This window comes from Streptomyces sp. NPDC004732 (genome assembly GCF_040609235.1).
GTDB lineage: Bacteria > Actinomycetota > Actinomycetes > Streptomycetales > Streptomycetaceae > Streptomyces.
The window spans coordinates 473699-491435 of the sequence record NZ_JBEXJR010000007.1; the positions used below are offsets into that span (position 1 = coordinate 473699).

Genomic DNA, 17737 nt, shown 5'->3' on the forward strand with positions numbered 1-17737 from the left:
ATGGGTGTGAGTAGGAGTGGGGGATCAGGACTTCCCGAACTCGCTGGAGATGAGGTCGAAGATGTCGTCCGCGCTCGCCGTCTCCAGGTCGGCGTGGGCGGAGTCGCCGTCCTCCGGGCTGTCCTGCGCCGGGCTCCATTTGGAGACCAGCACCTGCAGACGGCCCACGATGCGTCGGCGGGCCGCTTCGTCCATCCCGGCCGTGCCGTACGCCGTGTCCCACTTGTCGAGCGCCGCGAGCACGTTGCTCTCGCCGGTGGTCTCGTCGTCGCCGCCGAGCTGCCCGCGCAGATGCGAGGCGAGGGATTCGGAGGTGGGATGGTCGAAGATCACCGTCGCGGGCAGCGTGAGCCCGGTCGTGCTGTTGAGCTGGTTGCGCAGCTGGACGGCGGTCAGCGAGTCGAAACCCAGCTCCTGGAACGGCTTCGCCGCCGGGATGTCCTCCACCGTGCGGCCCAGAGTGGCGGCCGCGTGCGTCCGGACGTGCTGGACCAGGAAGCCGTGCCGCTGCGACGCGGGCGTCTTCGCGAGCTCCTCGCGGAACGCGCTGGTCTCGGCCGCGGAACCGGCCTGTTCGGCCTCCCGCTGGTTCTCCGGAAGGTCGTCGAGGAACGGGCTGGGCCGCTGCGCGGTGAACGTCGGCGTGAACTTCGCCCAGTCGAAGTTCGCCACCGTCAGTGTTGCCTCGCCCGCGCCGACCGCCTGGTGCAGTGCCTTGACGCACAGGTCCGGGCCGATCGGATGCAGGCCGAAGCGCTTGAAGTACGAGAGTGACTCCGGGTCCGCGGACATACCGGCCTCGGCCCAGGGACCCCAGGCGATCGAGGTGGCGGCCAGGCCCTGGGAGCGCCGGTGCTCGGCCAGCGCGTCGAGGAAGTGGTTGGCGGCGCCGTACGCGCCCTGCTGGCCACTGCCCCACACACCGGCGCCGGACGAGAACATCACGAACGCCGTGAGATCCATGTCCCGCGTCAGCTCGTGCAGGTTCCAGGCCGCATCGGACTTCGACCCGAGCACTTCGTCCAGGCGCGCCGTCGTCAGATCGGTGATCGACGTCAGATCGGTCATGCCCGCGGCGTGGATGACGGCGGTCAGGGGGTGCTCGGGCGGCGTCCGGTCGAGGAGGCCCCGGAGCTGGTGGGGATCGCTGACGTCGCAGGCGGTGATGGTGACGGAGGTCCCCAACTCCGCAAGCTCGGCGGCGAGTTCCTGTGCGCCGGGTGCGTCCGGGCCGCGGCGGCTGGTGAGGTGCAGGTGCGGGGCGCCCTCGCGGGCGAGCCAGCGGGCGAGGACGGCTCCGATGCCGCCGGTGCCACCGGTGATGAGGGTGGTGCCCCGGGGCTGCCAGGCGACGTCGGCAGCGGTGCCCGGCGCGGGGGCGTGCGTGAGGCGCCGGGTGTGGGTTCCGGTGGGGCGGATGGCGGTCTGGTCCTCTTCCTGCGGGAGGAGGGCGGTGGCGAGGCGGGCGAGGGTGTGGTGGTCGACGCGGTCCGGCAGGTCGACGAGCCCGGCCCACAGGCGGGGGTGTTCGAGGGCGGCGACACGTCCGAGTCCCCAGACGTGGGATTGGAGGGGGTGGGCGAGCGGGTCGGTGGCGCTCGTGGAGACGGCTCCCTGCGTGATGGTGTGCAGGGGGGCGGTCGTGCCGTTGTCGGCGAGGGCCTGGATCAGGGCGGTGGTCGCGGCCAGTCCCGTGGGCACGGCCGGATGCTCGGGGTGCGGTCGCTCGTCCAGAGCCAGCAGATTGACGAGCCCGGCGCACCCGGACGTGTCCACCGCGGCCAGCGTCTCGCGCCGAGCCCGGCCGGTCTCGACCGTATGCAGCCGGACGGCGGACGCGCCGTGCTCACCCAACGCCTCCGCGGTGGCCCGTACGGCGGGGTGCTCCGCCTTGTCGGCAGGCACGAACAGCAGCCATTCGCCGCCCAGTTGGGGTGCCCCGGCATCGGGGTGGTGCTTCCACGTGACGCGGTAGCGCCAGGAATCGACGGTCGACTGCTCCCGGTGCCGACGCCGCCAGCCCTGCAGCACCGGCAGCGCGGGTTCCAGCGCCCGCACGGCCTCATCACTGCCCTCCTCCGACGCCAGCGTCTCCGCCAGCAGCCCGAGGTCGAGCCCGTCGACCGCCTGCCACAACTGTGTCTCGGCCGCGCTGTGCTCGGCGCCGAGGGTGTTTCCGGCACGGGTGGAGCGTTCGAGCCAGTAGTGCTGGTGCTGGAAGGCGTAGGTGGGGAGGTCGACGGTACGAGGGGTGGGCTCGGTCGGGAACCATCCCGTCCAGTCGATGTTGGCGCCTGCGGTGAAGGCTTGGGCGGCGGCGCGGGTGAGTTGGGTGGTGTCGCCGTGGTCGCGGCGGAGGGTGGGGATCACGGTGGCGGTGGCGTCCGCCTGTTCGATGGTTTCTTCCATGCCGAGGTTGAGGACGGGGTGGGGGCTGGCTTCGATGAAGAGGCGGTAGCCGTCGGCCAGCAACGTTTTGATGGTGTCGGCGAAGCGGACGGGCTGGCGGAGGTTGGTGACCCAGTAGGCGGTGTCGAGCGCCGTGGTGTCGTCGAGGCGTTCGGCGGTGACCGTGGAGTAGAACGCCACGTCGGTCGGCACAGGCTGGATGTCCGCGAGGCGTTCCGTCAGCAGGTCGTGGAGCTGGTCGATCTGGGGGTTGTGGGAGGCGTAGCCGACGTCGATGACCCGGGCACGCAGCCCGGCCTTCTCCGCGTCGGCGACCACCGCGGCCACCTGCTCCGGCGGACCTGAAATGACCGTCGAGGACGGTCCGTTGACGGCCGCGATGCTGACACCGGGCCGGTCGTCCCCGATGAGCTCGGCGGCCTGTTCGGCGCTGGTGCCCAGGGAGGCCATGTCGCCGTGCCCCTGAAGCTGGCGGAGCGCGTCACTGCGTACCGCCACGATCCGCGCCGCATCCTCCAGGGACAGCGCGCCCGCGACACAGGCGGCAGCCATCTCGCCCTGCGAATGCCCGATCACCGCAGCCGGAGTAATCCCCTGATCCGCCCATACGGCGGCGAGCGAGACCATGACGGCCCACAGCACCGGCTGGACGACCTCCACCCGCGCCAGTTCAGTCCCGTCCCCGCGCAACACCTCACGTAGCGACCAGTCCACGTACGCCGACAGCGCCTGCTCACACTCGTCGATGCGGGCCGCGAACACGGGTGACTCATCGAGCAGTTGGGCCCCCATCCCGACCCACTGCGACCCCTGCCCCGGAAACACCAACACCGGCCCCGCACCCGCGGAAGCCGCCGCCCCGGACACCACATCCGCGGACACCTCACCCGCAGCCAACGCCTGCGCGCCCGCCACCAGAGCGTCCCGGTCCCGGCCCACCACCACGGCCCGGTGCTCGAACACCGACCGAGTCGTCGCCAACGACCAGCCCACCTCCCCCGGCAACGCCTCCGTATCACCCGCCACGAACGCACCCAACCGCCGCGCCTGCTCCCGCAACGCATCAGGCGTCCGCCCAGAAACCACCCACGGCACCACCACACCCACACCACCGGCCCCAGACGCAACAGGACCAGCCACCTCACCCCGCACCACGTCCTCCGGCACCTCGTCCTCAGGCGCCTCCTCCAAAATCAAATGCGCATTGGTCCCGGAGAAGCCGAACGAAGACACCCCCGCCCGCCGCGCCCGCTCGCCGCGAGGCCACTTGACCGGCTCGGTCAGCAGGCGCAGCCCGCTGCCGTCCCACTCCACGTGGGGCGAGGGGGCGTCGACGTGGAGGATGGCGGGCAGCAGGTCGTTCTGCAGGGCCAGCACCATCTTGATGACGCCCGCCACGCCCGCGGCGATCTGCGTGTGGCCGATGTTGGACTTCACGGCGCCGACCCACAGCGGCCGGTCCTCCGGGCGTTCCTGCCCGTACGCCGAGATGAGGGCCCCGGCCTCGATGGGGTCACCGAGCGTGGTGCCGGTGCCGTGGGCCTCGACCGCGTCGATGTCCTCGGCGGAGAGGCGGGCGTTGGCGAGGGCGGCGCGGATGACGCGTTCCTGGGAAGGGCCGTTGGGGGCGGTGAGGCCGTTGCTCGCACCGTCCTGGTTCACGGCCGAACCCCGAACGACCGCTAGCACCTTGTGGCCGTTGCGGCGCGCGTCGGAGAGGCGCTCCAGGAGCACCACACCGGTGCCCTCCGCCATGCCCATGCCGTCGCTGCCCGCCGAGAAGGGCTTGCAGCGGCCGTCGGGGGCCAGGCCGCGCAGTTCGCTGAACCCGATCAGCGGGGCGGGTGACGACATCACGTACGTGCCGCCCGCCAGCGCCAGCGAGCACTCCTGCGTGCGCAGCGCCTGGGCGGCGAGGTGGAGGGAGACCAGCGACGAGGAGCATGCGGTGTCGACCGTGACCGCCGGGCCTTCGAGGCCCAGGGTGTAGGCGACGCGGCCCGAGGTGACGCTGCCGGAGTTGCCGATGGTGAAGTATCCGGCGGTGCCCTCGGGCACCTCGGAGGCGCCCAGGGCGTAGTCGAGGCCGTCGCAGCCGATGAAGGTGCTGGTGTCGCTGGCGCGCAGGGTGAGGGGGTCGATACCGGCGCGCTCGATGGCCTCCCAGGCGGTCTCCAGGGCGAGCCGCTGCTGCGGAGCCATGGCCATGGCCTCGCTCGGTCCGATGCCGAAGAAGGTGGGGTCGAAGTCGCCCGCGTCGTAGACGAAGCCGCCTTCGCGGACGTAGCTGGTGCCGGTGCTCTCGGGGTCCGGGTCGTAGAGGGCGTCGAGGTCCCAGTTGCGGTTGCCGGGCAGCGGGGCGACGGCGTCGCCCCCGGTGGAGATCAGGTCCCAGAACTCGTCGGGGGACCGGACTCCGCCGGGCAGCCTGCACGCCATGCCGATGACCGCGATCGGCTCGTGGCCCGCCGACTCGACGTCCTGCAGTCGGCGTTCCGTCTGACGCAGGTCCGCAGTGACACGCTTGAGGTATTCAAGAAGCTTCTCTTCGGTGTGCGCCATCCCGGTGACAACCGCCCCTCTCCGCGAGAACAGCAGCGCCCCTGACTCGATGACCGGGCAGCCGGGAGATCGGCGTGAGCATCGGGCAGGCGGGACCCCGCCGGACCGCAGACTCGTTCACGACGCTAAAGCCCTCCTAATACTCGGCTGTGTACGTCGTCGTCCCGGGCCGTCGTCACTGGTGGGAGGTGCGGGCGGGCGCGGCAGGTGCTTCTTAGGAGCGCTTAAGACGGCCCTGCCAAGGTGTGCCGGTGTCGGTCCGGACAACGCGAAGCGAGGCATCGTGCCCATCACGGATAGCAAGCCGGCCGCCACCTTCCCCGACCTGGTCGACCCGTCGTTCTGGGCGCGGCCGTACGAGGAACGCGTGGCGCTGTTCGAGCAGATGCGCGGGCTGCCGCATCCGCCGTTCATTCAGCAGAGCATGCCCGGAGTGCCCTTCGCCTTCGGGTATCACGCGCTGGTGAAGTACGCGGACATCGCGGAGGTGAGCCGTCGGCCGCAGGACTTCTCCTCGAACGGCGCGACCACGATCATCGGCCTGCCGCCCGAGCTCGACGAGTACTACGGCTCGATGATCAACATGGACAACCCGGAGCACTCGCGGCTGCGCCGCATCGTCTCGCGCTCGTTCGGCCGCAACATGATTCCCGAGTTCGAGGCCGTGGCGACCCGTACCGCGCGGCGCATCATCGACGACCTCGTCGCGCGCGGTCCCGGCGACTTCATCAGGCCCGTGGCCGCGGAGATGCCCATCGCCGTGCTCAGCGAAATGATGGGGATCCCGGAGGAGGACCACGACTTCCTCTTCGACCGGTCCAACACGATCGTGGGTCCGCTCGACCCGGACTACGTGCCCGACCGGGCGGACTCCGAACGCGCGGTGATCGAGGCGTCCCGCGAACTGGGCGACTACATCGCGGGTCTCCGCGAGCAGCGGCTCGCCGTCCCCGGCAACGATCTGATCACCAAGCTGGTGCAAGTGCAGGCGGACGGCGAGCAGTTGACCCGCCAGGAACTCGTCTCCTTCTTCATCCTGCTGGTCATCGCCGGGATGGAGACCACCAGGAACGCCATCTCGCACGCCCTGGTGCTGCTGACCGAGCACCCCGAGCAGAAGCAGCTGCTGGTCTCGGACTTCGACACGTACGCGAAGGACGCGGTCGAGGAGATCCTCAGGGTCTCCACGCCGATCAACTGGATGCGCCGCGTCGCCACCCGCGACTGCGACATGAACGGCCACCGGTTCCGCAGGGGCGACCGGATCTTCCTGTTCTACTGGTCGGGCAACCGCGACGAGGGCACCTTCCCGGACCCGTACCGCTTCGACATCACGCGCGCGACGAACGCCCACGTCACGTTCGGTGCAGTGGGCCCGCACGTCTGCCTCGGCGCCCACCTGGCCCGGATGGAAGTCACCGTCCTGTACCGGGAGTTGCTTGCGGCGCTGCCCCGCATTCGTGCCGTGGGGCAGCCCCGCAGGCTGGACTCCAGCTTCATCGAGGGCATCAAGCACCTTCAGTGCGCCTTCTGAGTACGTACGTCTCCTCCGCATACGTACGACCCGCGAGGCCCACCCGCACCGCGATGTCCGGTCAGTGGCCGGACATCGCGAGGGGTGGTGACATCAGGTGCATGTCGCCGGAGAGTATGGCCCGCTGCAGATCCTGGAGCGGGCGCCCCGGTTCGAGCCCGAGCTCGTCGTTGAGCGTCTTGCGCACCGACTGGTACACCTTCAGCGCGTCCGCCTGCCGCTCGGAGCGGTAGAGCGCCAGCATGAGCTGCCGGTAGAACGCCTCGCACATCGGGTTCTCCGCGGTGAGGGCGTACAGCATGCCCACGGCCTCCCGGTGACGGCCGAGCTGGAGCTGGCACTCGACCAGCATCTCCTGACACTCCAGGCGGATCTCGGTCAGCCAGGTCGAGAACCCGTCGACGATGGGGCCGTTGGCGGCCGGACCGTTCCCGCCCTGCCCGAGGATCGGGCCGCGCCACAGAGCGAGCGCCTGTCCGAAACAGGAAGCCGCCTCGTCGTAACGCTTCTCCCTGAGCAGCGACCGTCCCACGTCGACGAGTTCGGGGAAGACCTGGGCGTCGATCTGGTCCTCCGGCTTCTTGTGCAGCACGTATCCCGGCGCGCGGGTCTCGACGGGGTTGCCCGCCGTGCCCGACACCTTCAGGAACTTGCGGAGCTGGGATATGTACACGTGTAGCCCGGCGGTGGCGCGCCGGGGCAGTTCCTCGCCCCAGATCTCCCGCATCAGCTGCTCCAGGGAGACCAGTTGATCGGCGCGGATGAGGAGCACCGTCAGGACGATCTCCACTTTCTGCGCGTTGATGGTGGCGTAGTTGTTGTCGTCCTTGATGCGGAGTGGGCCCAGCATTTCGTACCTCACTGAGCGTTCCCCCTCGCTGTTGCGTGCCGTCGCGCACCGGCCGCGAGAGCCTCGGAGATGACGTCCGCGACGCCGCGCTGGTGCGTGTTGAGATAGAAGTGGCCTCCGGAGAAGACCTCGAGGCCGAACGGTCCGTCGGTGTGCTTCCGCCAGGCCTCCGCGTCGTCGAGCGAGGCCTGCGGGTCCCGGTCGCCGACCAGGGCGGTGACGGGGCAGGTCAGCGGAGGCGCCGGAGTCCACTGGTACAGCTCGATCGCCCGGTAGTCGTTGCGGACGACCGGGATGATGTCGGCGAGCAGCTCCTCGTCGTCCAGGAACCGCGGGTCCGTGCCCCCGGCCCTGCGCAACTCGCCGACCAACTCGGCGTCGTTGAGGAGATGTACGGTGCCCCGCCGGTAGAGGGACGGCGCCCGGCGGCCCGAGACGAACAGCCCGCAGGGCTGGCCACCCGGCCGCTCGCTCAGCCGCTGTGCGACCTCGAAGGCGAGCACGGCGCCCATGCTGTGCCCGAAGAAGGCCAGCGGACGGTCGTCGTACGGAGCGAGCGCCTCGGTGATCAGGTCGGCCATCTCGGGGATGCCGTCAAGGAGGCGCTCTCTGCGCCGGTCCTGCCTTCCGGGGTACTGCACCGCGAGGACTTCGGCGTCCGGGAGCAGGGTGGGGGAGACCGCGAGGGGGTGGTAGTAGGAGGCCGAGCCGCCCGCGTGGGGGAAGCAGACCAGTCGGACGTCGGCTTCCGGCCGGGGCCGGAAACAGCGTATCCAGGGGTCCGACGTTTGGGGTGGGGGGGAGGCAGACAAGATCTATCCCTTCGCCAGGAACGGTGTCGCCGCATCGCACAGCCGCTCCTGATCATGCACAGCTCAAAGTTTAAAGGGCAACGTCGCTAAGTCGGCAACAGGGCGGAATAAGACATTCCCCATGCTTTATGCAGCGATTCTCGCGTGATCGAATCTGCGGCGGCAAGTTTAGGGTAAATTTCAATATGAATGCTTAACATTGCACCGGGTGAAGTCCGGCCCCGGAGGGCCGCGGACATTGCGTTACGCGGCCGGAGGGCCGGTGGGATGGGCGCAGTGGCAGGTCAGGAGGGTGCGCCTGCCGGGGCGTGCGGGCGGGGTCCGCGCTTTTGATCCGGTCGAGGTTCCCTGGAAGAGGGCTCGACAACGGACGCGCAATTCTTTGCGGGATTATTACGCTCCATTGGTTTGATTCTCTTCCCCGCCGTTGGCCTGCACTGCTTATCCACCTTCAAGCCATCAAACGGAAACGATCTTTTTCCCGCGCCGGACGGCCGCTCGGATTCGCCGGGACTCCGATTGTGGCTTGTTGTTTTCTTGTCGTCCCGGCTCGTCGGGATTGGCCTTGATGTGGCCCCCGAAGCGCCTGCGCCGCACGTGACGGCATCCGTGCGGGGTGGCTGCGGGGTCGGGAAACGGGAGTCGAGTGGCTGGATCCAGCCCCGTGTGAAGCGGCGGCAGTTGGCCACCCGGCCGGTCCGGGCGCGCCGGCGGGGTTGTCACCTTTTGGGGTGACTGTGCGTTGTTCAAGGTGCGCTGTCCCGCGGGCCATCCGCGAAGGTCGACGCATGGGTGCCCGCTGCCCTCCGGCAAGCCGGCCGCGGGCCGGACCTGCCACCGAAGGAGTACAGGACGATGACCGAGAGCATGGCGTGGCTGACGCGGGACGTCCGCAAGGCCCGCAAGCAGGGTGCGGCCGATGTCGCGCGGCGGCGCGGCGACCGACTGGCGGACCTGGTGGCCTGCGCGCGCTCCGCGTCGCCGTACTACCGCGAGCTCTACCGCGGTCTGCCCGAGCGGATCGAGGACCCGACGCTGCTGCCGGTCACCGACAAGAAGAAGCTGATGGACCGCTTCGACGACTGGGCGACGGACCGGGACATCACCTTCGAGAAGGTCCGCGCGTTCACCGACGACCCCGGTCTGATCGGCCGTCGCTTCCTCGGCAGGTACCTGGTGGCCACCACCTCGGGCACCAGCGGCAGGCGCGGCCTGTTCGTGCTCGACGACCGGTACATGAACGTGTCCTCGGCCGTCTCCTCCCGGGCGCTCGCCTCCTGGCTCGGCCCGCTCGGCATCGCCAGGGCCGTGCTGCACGGCGGCCGCTTCGCCCAACTCGTCGCCACCGAAGGGCACTACGTCGGCTTCGCCGGATACTCCCGCATGACCCAGGAGGGCGGCGGCCGCAGCAAGCTGCTCCGGGCCTTCTCCGTGCACGAGCCGCTGGCCCACCTGGTCGCGCAGCTCAACGCGTACCGCCCCGCCTTCGTCATCGGCTACGCCAGCACGATCATGCTGCTCACCGCCGAACAGGAGGCGGGCCGCCTGCACATCGACCCGGTGCTGATCGAACCGGCGGGCGAGACGATGAGCGACAGCGACACCGACCGCATCGCGCAGGCCTTCGGGGCCAAGGTGCGCACGATGTACAGCGCGACGGAGTGCACGTACCTCAGCCACGGCTGCGCCGAGGGCTGGTACCACGTCAACGACGACTGGGCCGTGCTCGAACCGGTCGACGAGGACTACCGGCCGACCCCGCCGGGGGAGTTCTCGCACACCGTCCTGATCTCCAACCTCGCCAATCGCGTACAGCCGTTCCTCCGCTACGACCTCGGGGACAGCGTCATGCTCCGCCCCGACCCCTGCCCGTGCGGCACCCCGTCGCCCGCGATCCGGGTCCAGGGCAGGGTCGGCGACATCCTCACCTTCCCGTCGGGCCGCGGCGGCGACGTCAGGCTCACCCCGCTGGCCTTCAGCAGCCTGTTCGACCGCATGCCGGGGGTCGAGCTCTTCCAGATCGAGCAGACCGCGCCCGCGACCTTGCGGGTACGCATGGTCAGGGCCCCCGGCGCCGACGCGGACCACGTGTGGCGGAAGGCCCACGACGGTCTGACCCATCTCCTCGCCGACAACAAGCTGGACAACGTCACCGTGGAGCGGGCGGAGGAGCCGCCGCGGCAGGCGTCGGGCGGCAAGTACCGCACGATCATCCCGCTCGCGGTGTGAGAGCGGCGCGCAGGTCTGTCTCTATCGCGCTCTATCGCGCGTAGTCGCGCAGCGCGGGCTCTTCCTTCACCCAGGGCTGGCTGTGGATCAGCAGCTCGATCGGGTAGTTCAGCAGGCCGGGCAGGGCGTTGACGGCTTCCTCGCTGTTGAGCGGCATGATCGGCTTGGTGCAGTGGGCGCGGTCGATGCGGTCGGCGTCGGCGGGGCCGGAGTGATCGACGGCGTCGGCGACGAGGTCGTAGCTGACCTGGTCCACGACCATGGCGATGTGCGTCGGCCACGGCCGCCCCGGGCAGATGTCCTGGACGCCGATGCGGCGGGCGCCCGGCAGTGACGGGGGCTGCCCGTCGGCCACCACGGACTCGTCGAGGTAGGAGAAGACCGTGGTGTACGAGGGGCCTTCCGGCATGGGCGTGCCGTCGGCGCCGAGAGCCTTCGACCAGTTCGAGTCACGGGCGAACTGCAGGACCGAGGCCGGGCAGCCCGCGACCTCGGCGATCGGGCGGCAGGGGGAGGCGAGCCGGGTTCCCTGGAAGGGGGCGCCCAGCGTCACCATGTCGTCGACCTTCGCGGGCAGGTCCGGCCAGAAGCGCAGCGCCCAGGCCGTCAGGAGCCCGCCCTGGCTGTGTCCGACGAGGTCGACCTTGCGGCCGGTGGCCTCCTGGATCGCGCGCGTCGCGTACACCACGTACTCGACGGACTCCTGCATGTCCCTGAGCCCGCGGCCGGGGGAGTCCACCCAACAGGACTGGTAGCCCTTCTTCTTGAGCTCGGCCATGTAGTTCCAGGCGTAGTTCTCCTCGCCCTTGAGGCCGGTGCCGGGAACGAAGAGGACGGTCGGCTTGTCGCCGGCCGCGCGCATGTCCTGGAGATCCGTCCCGCAGTGCAGGGCGTCGGCGAGCTGGGCCGCGGGAATCTCCAGCGGCGGTGACGGATCGGCGTCCGCGCGGGCGGCGGAGACCGGGAGCGCGGTCAGGGTCAGCACGGCGGCCGCGAGGCCGCCGAGCCATGAGGACGAGCGCACAAGAACCTCCACGGAAGAGTGTGGGGCTCCCCATCAGGGAGGCTTCCATCGTGGGAGCGACGCCACGTGAGCGTCAACGACTACAGTAGCCCCGCCATCCTCAACAGCCCCACAAAGCAAGGGAGTTGTGGTCGAGTCGCGATGGCGTGAGGCGGCTCAGACGCCCGGCACAAGGGCGGCGGCCAGCCGATCCAGCACCACGTCGATCTCCGCACCCGTGAGCGGAACGAGCTCAAGGACGAGTTCAAGAACCGGCTCCCCCTGTGCCCCCTCCCGTTCCTCCGTCATGACCCAGATCTGCGGAGAGCCCGATTGGAGGGCCACGGCGAGAGCGGCGGCGTCCCGACCCGCCCGCGAGGGGTCGACGGTGAGGCGTACGCGGGAGAAGGGCAGCCCGGTCGGATCGAGGGCGAGCGTCGCGTCGAGGCCCGGCAGGGCACCGGCCCGCTCCGCGAACCGCACGGCCTTGTCCTCCTGCGCGCGCCGCCACGCGTCCAGGTCCAGCTCCTGCCGCACCTGGAGGGCGGCGAGCACGCCGAGGACGGCCTCCTTGCTCGCCTTCATCGCACGGCCGATGCCCTTCTCCTGCGCCCGCACCGCACGCACCATCCCGGCCCGCCCCATCACCAGGCCGGCCGTGGGGGACCCCAAATACTTCTGCCCGCTGACCAGCACGAGGTCGGCGCCGGTGGCGAGGAGTTCCCCGACCCGCAGATCCTGCGCGGCGCCGTCGACGACGACGGGAACCCCGCGGCGGTGGGCGGCGGCGACGGCTTCGGCGAGGGGGATGTCCGCACCCCGGACGAGCCGGGACGACACGAGGAGGAGGCAGGCCGTGTCCGGGTGGGCGAGGGCCTCCTCCAGATCCGCGACGGTGCACTCGGCGACCGTCCCCGCCGGAACGGGAGTGGCACCGGCAAGCCGGATGTCCTGCACCAGCGGATGGCCGTAGTCGACCGCGTGCCCGGCGGGCAGCACGACGTGCGCGGGCATCCCGGAACTGTCCGGCAGCGCGGCGACGCGCTCCGCGGAATCCCCGGCCATCGCCGCCGCGACGGACAGCGTGAGGCCGGAGGAGGTGCAGTGCACGACGGCCCCGGCCTCCGCCCCCGTCACTCCGGAGATGACCCCGCTCGCAACGTCCTGCAGCTCCGCCATGACGAAGAACTCGCCCAGCGCTTCGGCGACGACGGCCGCGATCCTGCCGTCGCTGCGCGAGACGCCGAGAGGGGTGTAGGTCCCCCTGGCGTTGATGATCCGCGTCAGCCCGTACTGATCATGTATTCCCATACGGAAAGAGTGCCAGCACGCTCAGGGCCGCACCGTGACATTCACGACCGGCGATTCGGCCTCGCCGCCCGTCATGCGCAGGGCGTTGGGACCCTCCAGACCCAGCACCACCCGCATGTTGTACGTCCCCTGGGGCGTGGTGTTCACCGAAGCCGGAAGCGGCACCCACTTCGAGCCCTGCCTCTGCTGCAGGGTGACGCGCGTGCCGGTCGGCATGTCGTGGCTCTCACCGGTGATGCGGAACTCCTCGGAAACCCGCACGCTGCTCGCCGAGGCCTTGGCGGTCAGCGTCGGGTGAGGTGCGGGGGGTGCGGGCGGCGTCGGTGTCGCGGCGGCCGTGACGGTCGACAGGACCAGGAGGGCGGCGGTGGCTCCGGAGAGGGCCGAGACGTGCTTGAGGTGCATCATGGTCGACTTCAATGTGGCTTTCGTGTTCAGGTGTTGAGCTCGGGGGAGGCGAGGCAGGCAGTGTGCTCCGCGTTGGATCAACATAGGGAACGGGCCTCGGATATGCGCGAATCGACGCGCTGGGAGGGGCGTTTACTGTTCCCCGATGGCGGTCGGCGTCGTCGGGGGCGCGCCAGTTGGTTTCAGCAGTGCGTGTTGGTGAATCGAAGGGGGACAGAGCGGTGGGTGGCCAGGAGATGGAGCGGATCGATCTGGGGGAGGTGCCCTATCTCGACGCCGTGGAAGCGATGCGGGGCTGGGTCGAGCAGCGTCGCGCCGGGGTCATCGGGGACCGGCTCGTCCTCCTCACGCACCCTCCCGTGATCACGTACGGCACCCGCACCCCGCCCGACGAACTGCCGCGCGCCGACTCGCCCGTCCCCCTCGTCGAGGTCGACCGCGGCGGCCAGGCGACGTACCACGGGCCCGGCCAGCTCGTCGGCTACCTCGTCCTCAATCTGCGCGAGCGCGGACCCGGCGACATCGTGCGCCGGGTCGAGAACGCGCTGATCGACGCGGTCGGTTCGCTCGGCTTCGAGGCGGTGCGGCGCGACACTCCGCCCCGCGCCCAGAGCCTCGTCGGGGTGTGGACGCCGCGGCACGACAAGCTGGCGTCGATCGGGATGCGCATCCGCGGCGGCGTCACCAGCCACGGCTTCGCGCTCAACATCGCGTCCGATCTGGACGAGTTCACGCGCTTCACCGCGTGCGGGCTGCCCCACGTGGCGATGACCTCGCTCGCGGAGATGGCCGCCGAACGGGGCGTCGGGGCGCCCGGCGAGGCCGAGGTGCGGGAGGCGGTGGCGGCGGCCTTCGGGGCGCGTCACCGGGCAGACTGAGCGGACAGGCCTCAGGGTGGGACCGCCCCGCTCACTTGTGCAGCGCCCCGCCCTCCTCGAAATGTCCCTCGGGCTCCAGCTGAAGCGTGGAGTGGGCCACGTCGAAGTGGCCCGCGACGCAGCGCTGCAGCCGCTCCAGAAGCTCCCCGTACCCGTTCGCGAGAGCCGTCTCCGTGACCACCACGTGCGCGGTGAGCACCGGCATCCCCGAGGTGACGGTCCAGCCGTGCAGATCGTGCACGGCGACCACGCCAGGCTCTGCCAGGAGATGCCGCCGCACCTCGCCGAGGTCGACGTCCTGCGGGGTCGCCTCCAGCAGGACGTGCACGGAGTCCCGCAGCAGCCCGTACGCACGCGGCACGATCAGCAGGCCGATGACGATCGAGGCGATCGGGTCGGCGGCCTGCCACCCCGTGAGCAGGATGATCAGGCCGCCCACGATCACCGCGACCGAGCCGAGCGCGTCCCCGAGCACCTCCAGATACGCGCCGCGCAGATTGAGGCTCTTGTCCTTGGCGTCCCGCAGCAGCCACAGGCCCACCAGGTTCGCGAGGAGTCCGCCCACCGCGACCACGAACATCAGGCCGCCCTTGACCTCCACCGGCTCGCTGAACCGGCCGATCGCCGACCACAGGACCCAGACGAAGATGGCGACGAGGAGGACGGCGTTCAGGACCGCGGAGAAGATCTCCACCCGGTAGAAGCCGAACGTGCGCCGGGGTGTCGGTGCGCGCTGGGCGAGGGTGATGGCGCCGAGCGCGAGGGAGACGCCGACGGCGTCGGTCAGGCTGTGCGCGGCGTCGGCGAGCAGCGCGAGGCTGCCGGACAGCAGGGCGCCGATCACCTGGATGACGGTGATCGAGGCGCTGATGCCGATGGTCCACAGCAGGCGGTTGCGGTACGTGCCGCTGAGCGTGCCGCCCGTCGTCGCCGCGGACGGACCGTGGTCGTGCCCCATGCCCGCGAGTGGAACACGGGTCCGGGGGAGCCGCCACCGAGCGGTCGGCCACTCGGCCCAGTCGGGCGCCCGGGCGGCTCGGTCAGTGGAGCTGCGAGGAGACCGACGCGTCCCGCTGGTGCGGGATGCCCAGCGGCGGCGGCAGCTCGCCCTGCTGGACGGTCACCGTGCGCGCCGGGGCGGGGACGCGGATGCCCTCCGCGCGGTAGCGCTGGTGCAGGCGCTTGATGAATTCGTGCTTGATGCGGTATTGGTCGCTGAACTCCCCGACGCCGAGGATCACCGTGAAGCTGATCCGCGAGTCCCCGAAGGTGTGGAAGCGGATGGCCGCCTCGTGGTCGGGCACCGCGCCGGTGATGTCGGTCATCACCTCGTCCACGACCTCGATCGTGACCCTCTCGACCTGCTCCAGGTCACTGTCGTAGCTCACCCCGGCCTGCACCATGATCGACAGCTCCTGCTCGGGGCGGCTGTAGTTGGTCATGTTGGTGCTCGCCAGCTTGGCGTTGGGGATGATGACGAGGTTGTTGGAGAGCTGACGCACCGTGGTGTTGCGCCAGTTGATGTCGACGACGTAGCCCTCCTCCCCGCTGCTGAGCTGGATGTAGTCGCCCGGCTGCACGGTCTTCGCCGCGAGGATGTGCACGCCCGCGAAGAGGTTGGCGAGCGTGTCCTGCAGTGCGAGGGCGACCGCGAGGCCGCCGACGCCGAGCGCGGTGAGCAGGGGCGCTATGGAGATGCCGAGGGTCTGCAGGACGACGAGGAAGCCCATCGCGAGCACGACGACCCGCGTGATGTTCACGAAGATGGTGGCCGACCCGGCCACTCCGGAGCGGGACTGCGCCAGGGATCTGACCAGTCCTGTGACGATCCGGGCCGCCGTCAGCGTGCCCGCCACGATGAGCGCGGCGGTGAGCGTCATGGTGACGTTGCGCCCGGTGCGCGGCGCGAGGGGCAGCGCGCCCGCCGCGGCGGCGAGCCCCGCGGTGATGGCCGCGCAGGGAACGAGGGTGCGCAGGGCGTCGACGATGACGTCGTCACCGCTCCACCGGGTCCTGCTGGCCCGCTCGCCCAGCCACCGCAGCAGCGCGCGGAGCAGCAGCCCGGCCACGACGCCCGCGGCCACCGCGATCCCGGCCATGATCCAGTCGTGCAGTGTGAGCGTACGGGTCATCAGTTCGCTCCCGTCGTCAGGGGAGAGGGCGCCTGAATGCGGCGTATGTGATGTGTCGTCACCTTGTGATACCTGCTCGATTCCGGGGAGTGCGGTCACGCCGGGGCGGAGGCTCCGTGCGGGAGCTCCACCCGGCGCGGACGTCATCCTGCCCCATCCGGACACAGCAGGCGCGCGTACCCCCACCTGGATCTTCACGAACCGGTCACGTCCGTCCACCCGGCCTCGTCCGTCCGCCCGATGGCATCTGCAACCCTGCGCCGTGCCACCCCGGTCGGCACGCTCGGAACGCACTTCGACCGACTGTTGCCGCAGGGGTTCCCGGACCGCTTCGATTATGTAAGTCTCCTCTCTAATTCCGCGGGGCGCCGGACGTCGCAGCCCGTCAACCGGGCTGCCGCCGCGCGGAATCGGGATGAGGACCGATGCGAAACGGGGCACGGGGGCACGATCTGAACGCCCTGCGGCGGCTGAACACCACCGTCGTGCTGCGCGCCCTGCACCGCCGCAGCCCCCGCACCCTCGCCGAACTCGCCGCGAGCACCGGCCTCTCCCGGCCCACCGTGGAAGCAGCCGTCGAGGAACTGGCCGAACGGGGACTCGTCGGCGAGTCCACGGAGGAGGCGGGCGAGCGCCCACCGGGCCGCCCCGCACGCCGCTTCCGCTTCCGCACCGAGGCCGGATGCGTGCTCGGCGCGGACATAGGGCTCCACAAAATGGTGCTGCTCCTCGCCGACCTGGGCGGCACCGTCCTTGCCGTACAGCGCCGCGACATCGACCCGGAGCTCGGCGGCAGCGCACGCCTCGACCTGCTGCGCCACGCCACGGAGACCTTCCTGGACACCCACGCCCCGCGCCGCGCCGCCGTCCTCGCCCGCTGCGTGGGCGTCCCCGGCGTGGTCGACACGGGCGGAGTCGTCACCTCCGTGGTGGTGCCCGAGTGGTCGGGCGTCGACCTCGGACGGCTGCTCCAGGACGGCGATCCTGGCCACACCCTCGTCGAGAACGACGTGAACCTCGCGGTCCTCGCCGAGCGTTGGCAGGGCGCGGCCACCCTCGCCGCCGACGTCGTCTGCGTACTCACCGGACACCGTGTCTCGTGCAGCCTCACCATCGGCGGACGGCTGCACCGGGGCAGGCGCGGCGGCGCGGGCGAACTCGGCATGCTGCCCCTGCTCGGCATGAGCACCGCCCAGGAAGCCCTCAAGTGGCCGGGCACGCGGCGCGACGGCGAGTCCGAAGTGGCCGCGCTCGCCCGCGCCGCGGACACCGCCGATCCACGGGCGCTGGCCGCCGTCGCGGACTTCGCAGGCCGCCTCGCCCCGGGCATCGCGGCGCTCGCGCTCGCCGTCGACCCGGAACTGATCGTGCTGACCGGCGGGGCGACCCCCGTCGGCCGCCACCTCGTGCCGCTGCTCCAGGAGCGGCTGCACCCCATGACCCTGCACGTCCCGCGCATCGCGCTGAGCACGCTCGGCGAGCGGGGCGTGGCCATCGGCGCCGTGCGCAAGGCGCTCGACCGGGTGGAGGAGGACCTGCTCGCGGACAAGGCGCCGTAGCGGCCGCCCGCCCCCACGCGCGGGCGGGCCGTGGGGCGTCCGACGACTCA

The 17737-nt window shown here is 70.7% G+C and carries 12 protein-coding genes; 4 read left to right on the top strand and 8 right to left on the bottom strand.

Annotated features, from left to right (window positions below; all coding sequences use genetic code 11):
• Positions 1–24 precede the first annotated feature (24 nt).
• On the bottom strand, positions 25–4971 hold the full coding sequence (locus ABZV77_RS23200) for a type I polyketide synthase (RefSeq protein WP_356259886.1): 4947 nt from the start codon (positions 4969–4971) through the stop codon (positions 25–27).
• A 283-nt stretch (positions 4972–5254) separates the two neighbouring features.
• On the opposite strand from ABZV77_RS23200, the gene ABZV77_RS23205 reads away from it, so the two are divergent.
• Positions 5255–6505 (top strand): cytochrome P450, encoded by a 1251-nt coding sequence (locus ABZV77_RS23205; RefSeq protein ID WP_356259888.1) that lies wholly within the window; start codon positions 5255–5257, stop codon positions 6503–6505.
• A 61-nt stretch (positions 6506–6566) separates the two neighbouring features.
• Here the strand turns inward: ABZV77_RS23205 and ABZV77_RS23210 are convergent, their stop codons facing one another.
• Positions 6567–7355 (bottom strand): AfsR/SARP family transcriptional regulator, encoded by a 789-nt coding sequence (locus tag ABZV77_RS23210; protein ID WP_356259891.1) that lies wholly within the window; start codon positions 7353–7355, stop codon positions 6567–6569.
• Positions 7356–7363: 8 nt separating this feature from the next.
• Positions 7364–8167 (bottom strand): alpha/beta fold hydrolase, encoded by an 804-nt coding sequence (locus ABZV77_RS23215; RefSeq protein ID WP_356259893.1) that lies wholly within the window; start codon positions 8165–8167, stop codon positions 7364–7366.
• Positions 8168–9022: 855 nt separating this feature from the next.
• On the opposite strand from ABZV77_RS23215, the gene ABZV77_RS23220 reads away from it, so the two are divergent.
• On the top strand, positions 9023–10396 hold the full coding sequence (locus ABZV77_RS23220) for a phenylacetate--CoA ligase family protein (protein ID WP_356259896.1): 1374 nt from the start codon (positions 9023–9025) through the stop codon (positions 10394–10396).
• Between the two features lie 31 nt (positions 10397–10427).
• On the opposite strand, the gene ABZV77_RS23225 is transcribed toward ABZV77_RS23220, so the two are convergent.
• The 3 genes from ABZV77_RS23225 to ABZV77_RS23235 all read right to left on the bottom strand — a co-directional run bounded on the left by ABZV77_RS23225 (position 10428) and on the right by ABZV77_RS23235 (position 13118).
• Positions 10428–11420 (bottom strand): alpha/beta fold hydrolase, encoded by a 993-nt coding sequence (locus ABZV77_RS23225; protein WP_356259898.1) that lies wholly within the window; start codon positions 11418–11420, stop codon positions 10428–10430.
• 156 nt (positions 11421–11576) lie between these two features.
• Complete coding sequence (locus ABZV77_RS23230; RefSeq protein WP_356259901.1) at positions 11577–12710, bottom strand: aminotransferase class V-fold PLP-dependent enzyme; 1134 nt, start codon at positions 12708–12710, stop codon at positions 11577–11579.
• A gap of 21 nt (positions 12711–12731) precedes the next feature.
• Positions 12732–13118: a hypothetical protein gene (locus tag ABZV77_RS23235; RefSeq protein WP_356259903.1), complete on the bottom strand. Its 387-nt coding sequence runs from the start codon at positions 13116–13118 to the stop codon at positions 12732–12734.
• Positions 13119–13339: 221 nt separating this feature from the next.
• On the opposite strand from ABZV77_RS23235, the gene lipB reads away from it, so the two are divergent.
• Entirely contained in the window at positions 13340–13996 is a 657-nt protein-coding gene (lipB, locus tag ABZV77_RS23240; protein ID WP_356259905.1) for a lipoyl(octanoyl) transferase LipB, read from the top strand.
• 31 nt (positions 13997–14027) lie between these two features.
• Here lipB and ABZV77_RS23245 read toward each other — a convergent pair whose 3' ends face one another.
• Entirely contained in the window at positions 14028–14954 is a 927-nt protein-coding gene (locus ABZV77_RS23245) for a cation diffusion facilitator family transporter (protein ID WP_356259908.1), read from the bottom strand.
• Between the two features lie 82 nt (positions 14955–15036).
• Positions 15037–16128 (bottom strand): mechanosensitive ion channel family protein, encoded by a 1092-nt coding sequence (locus ABZV77_RS23250; protein WP_356259910.1) that lies wholly within the window; start codon positions 16126–16128, stop codon positions 15037–15039.
• A gap of 425 nt (positions 16129–16553) precedes the next feature.
• Between ABZV77_RS23250 and ABZV77_RS23255 the strand changes: the two genes are divergently transcribed.
• Positions 16554–17687, top strand: coding sequence for an ROK family transcriptional regulator (locus ABZV77_RS23255; RefSeq protein WP_356259913.1), 1134 nt, complete (start codon positions 16554–16556; stop codon positions 17685–17687).
• The last annotated feature ends 50 nt before the right edge of the window (positions 17688–17737 follow it).

Excerpts from the sequence above, each read along its gene's own strand:
- ABZV77_RS23230 (WP_356259901.1), bottom strand. The coding sequence starts at position 12,710 with ATGGGAATACATGATCAGTACGGGCTGACGCGGATCATCAACGCCAGG.
- ABZV77_RS23220 (WP_356259896.1), top strand. The coding sequence starts at position 9,023 with ATGACCGAGAGCATGGCGTGGCTGACGCGGGACGTCCGCAAGGCCCGC.
- ABZV77_RS23250 (WP_356259910.1), bottom strand. The coding sequence starts at position 16,128 with ATGACCCGTACGCTCACACTGCACGACTGGATCATGGCCGGGATCGCG.
- ABZV77_RS23200 (WP_356259886.1), bottom strand. The coding sequence starts at position 4,971 with ATGGCGCACACCGAAGAGAAGCTTCTTGAATACCTCAAGCGTGTCACT.
- ABZV77_RS23235 (WP_356259903.1), bottom strand. The coding sequence starts at position 13,118 with ATGATGCACCTCAAGCACGTCTCGGCCCTCTCCGGAGCCACCGCCGCC.
- ABZV77_RS23255 (WP_356259913.1), top strand. The coding sequence starts at position 16,554 with ATGCGAAACGGGGCACGGGGGCACGATCTGAACGCCCTGCGGCGGCTG.
- ABZV77_RS23245 (WP_356259908.1), bottom strand. The coding sequence starts at position 14,954 with ATGGGGCACGACCACGGTCCGTCCGCGGCGACGACGGGCGGCACGCTC.
- ABZV77_RS23210 (WP_356259891.1), bottom strand. The coding sequence starts at position 7,355 with ATGCTGGGCCCACTCCGCATCAAGGACGACAACAACTACGCCACCATC.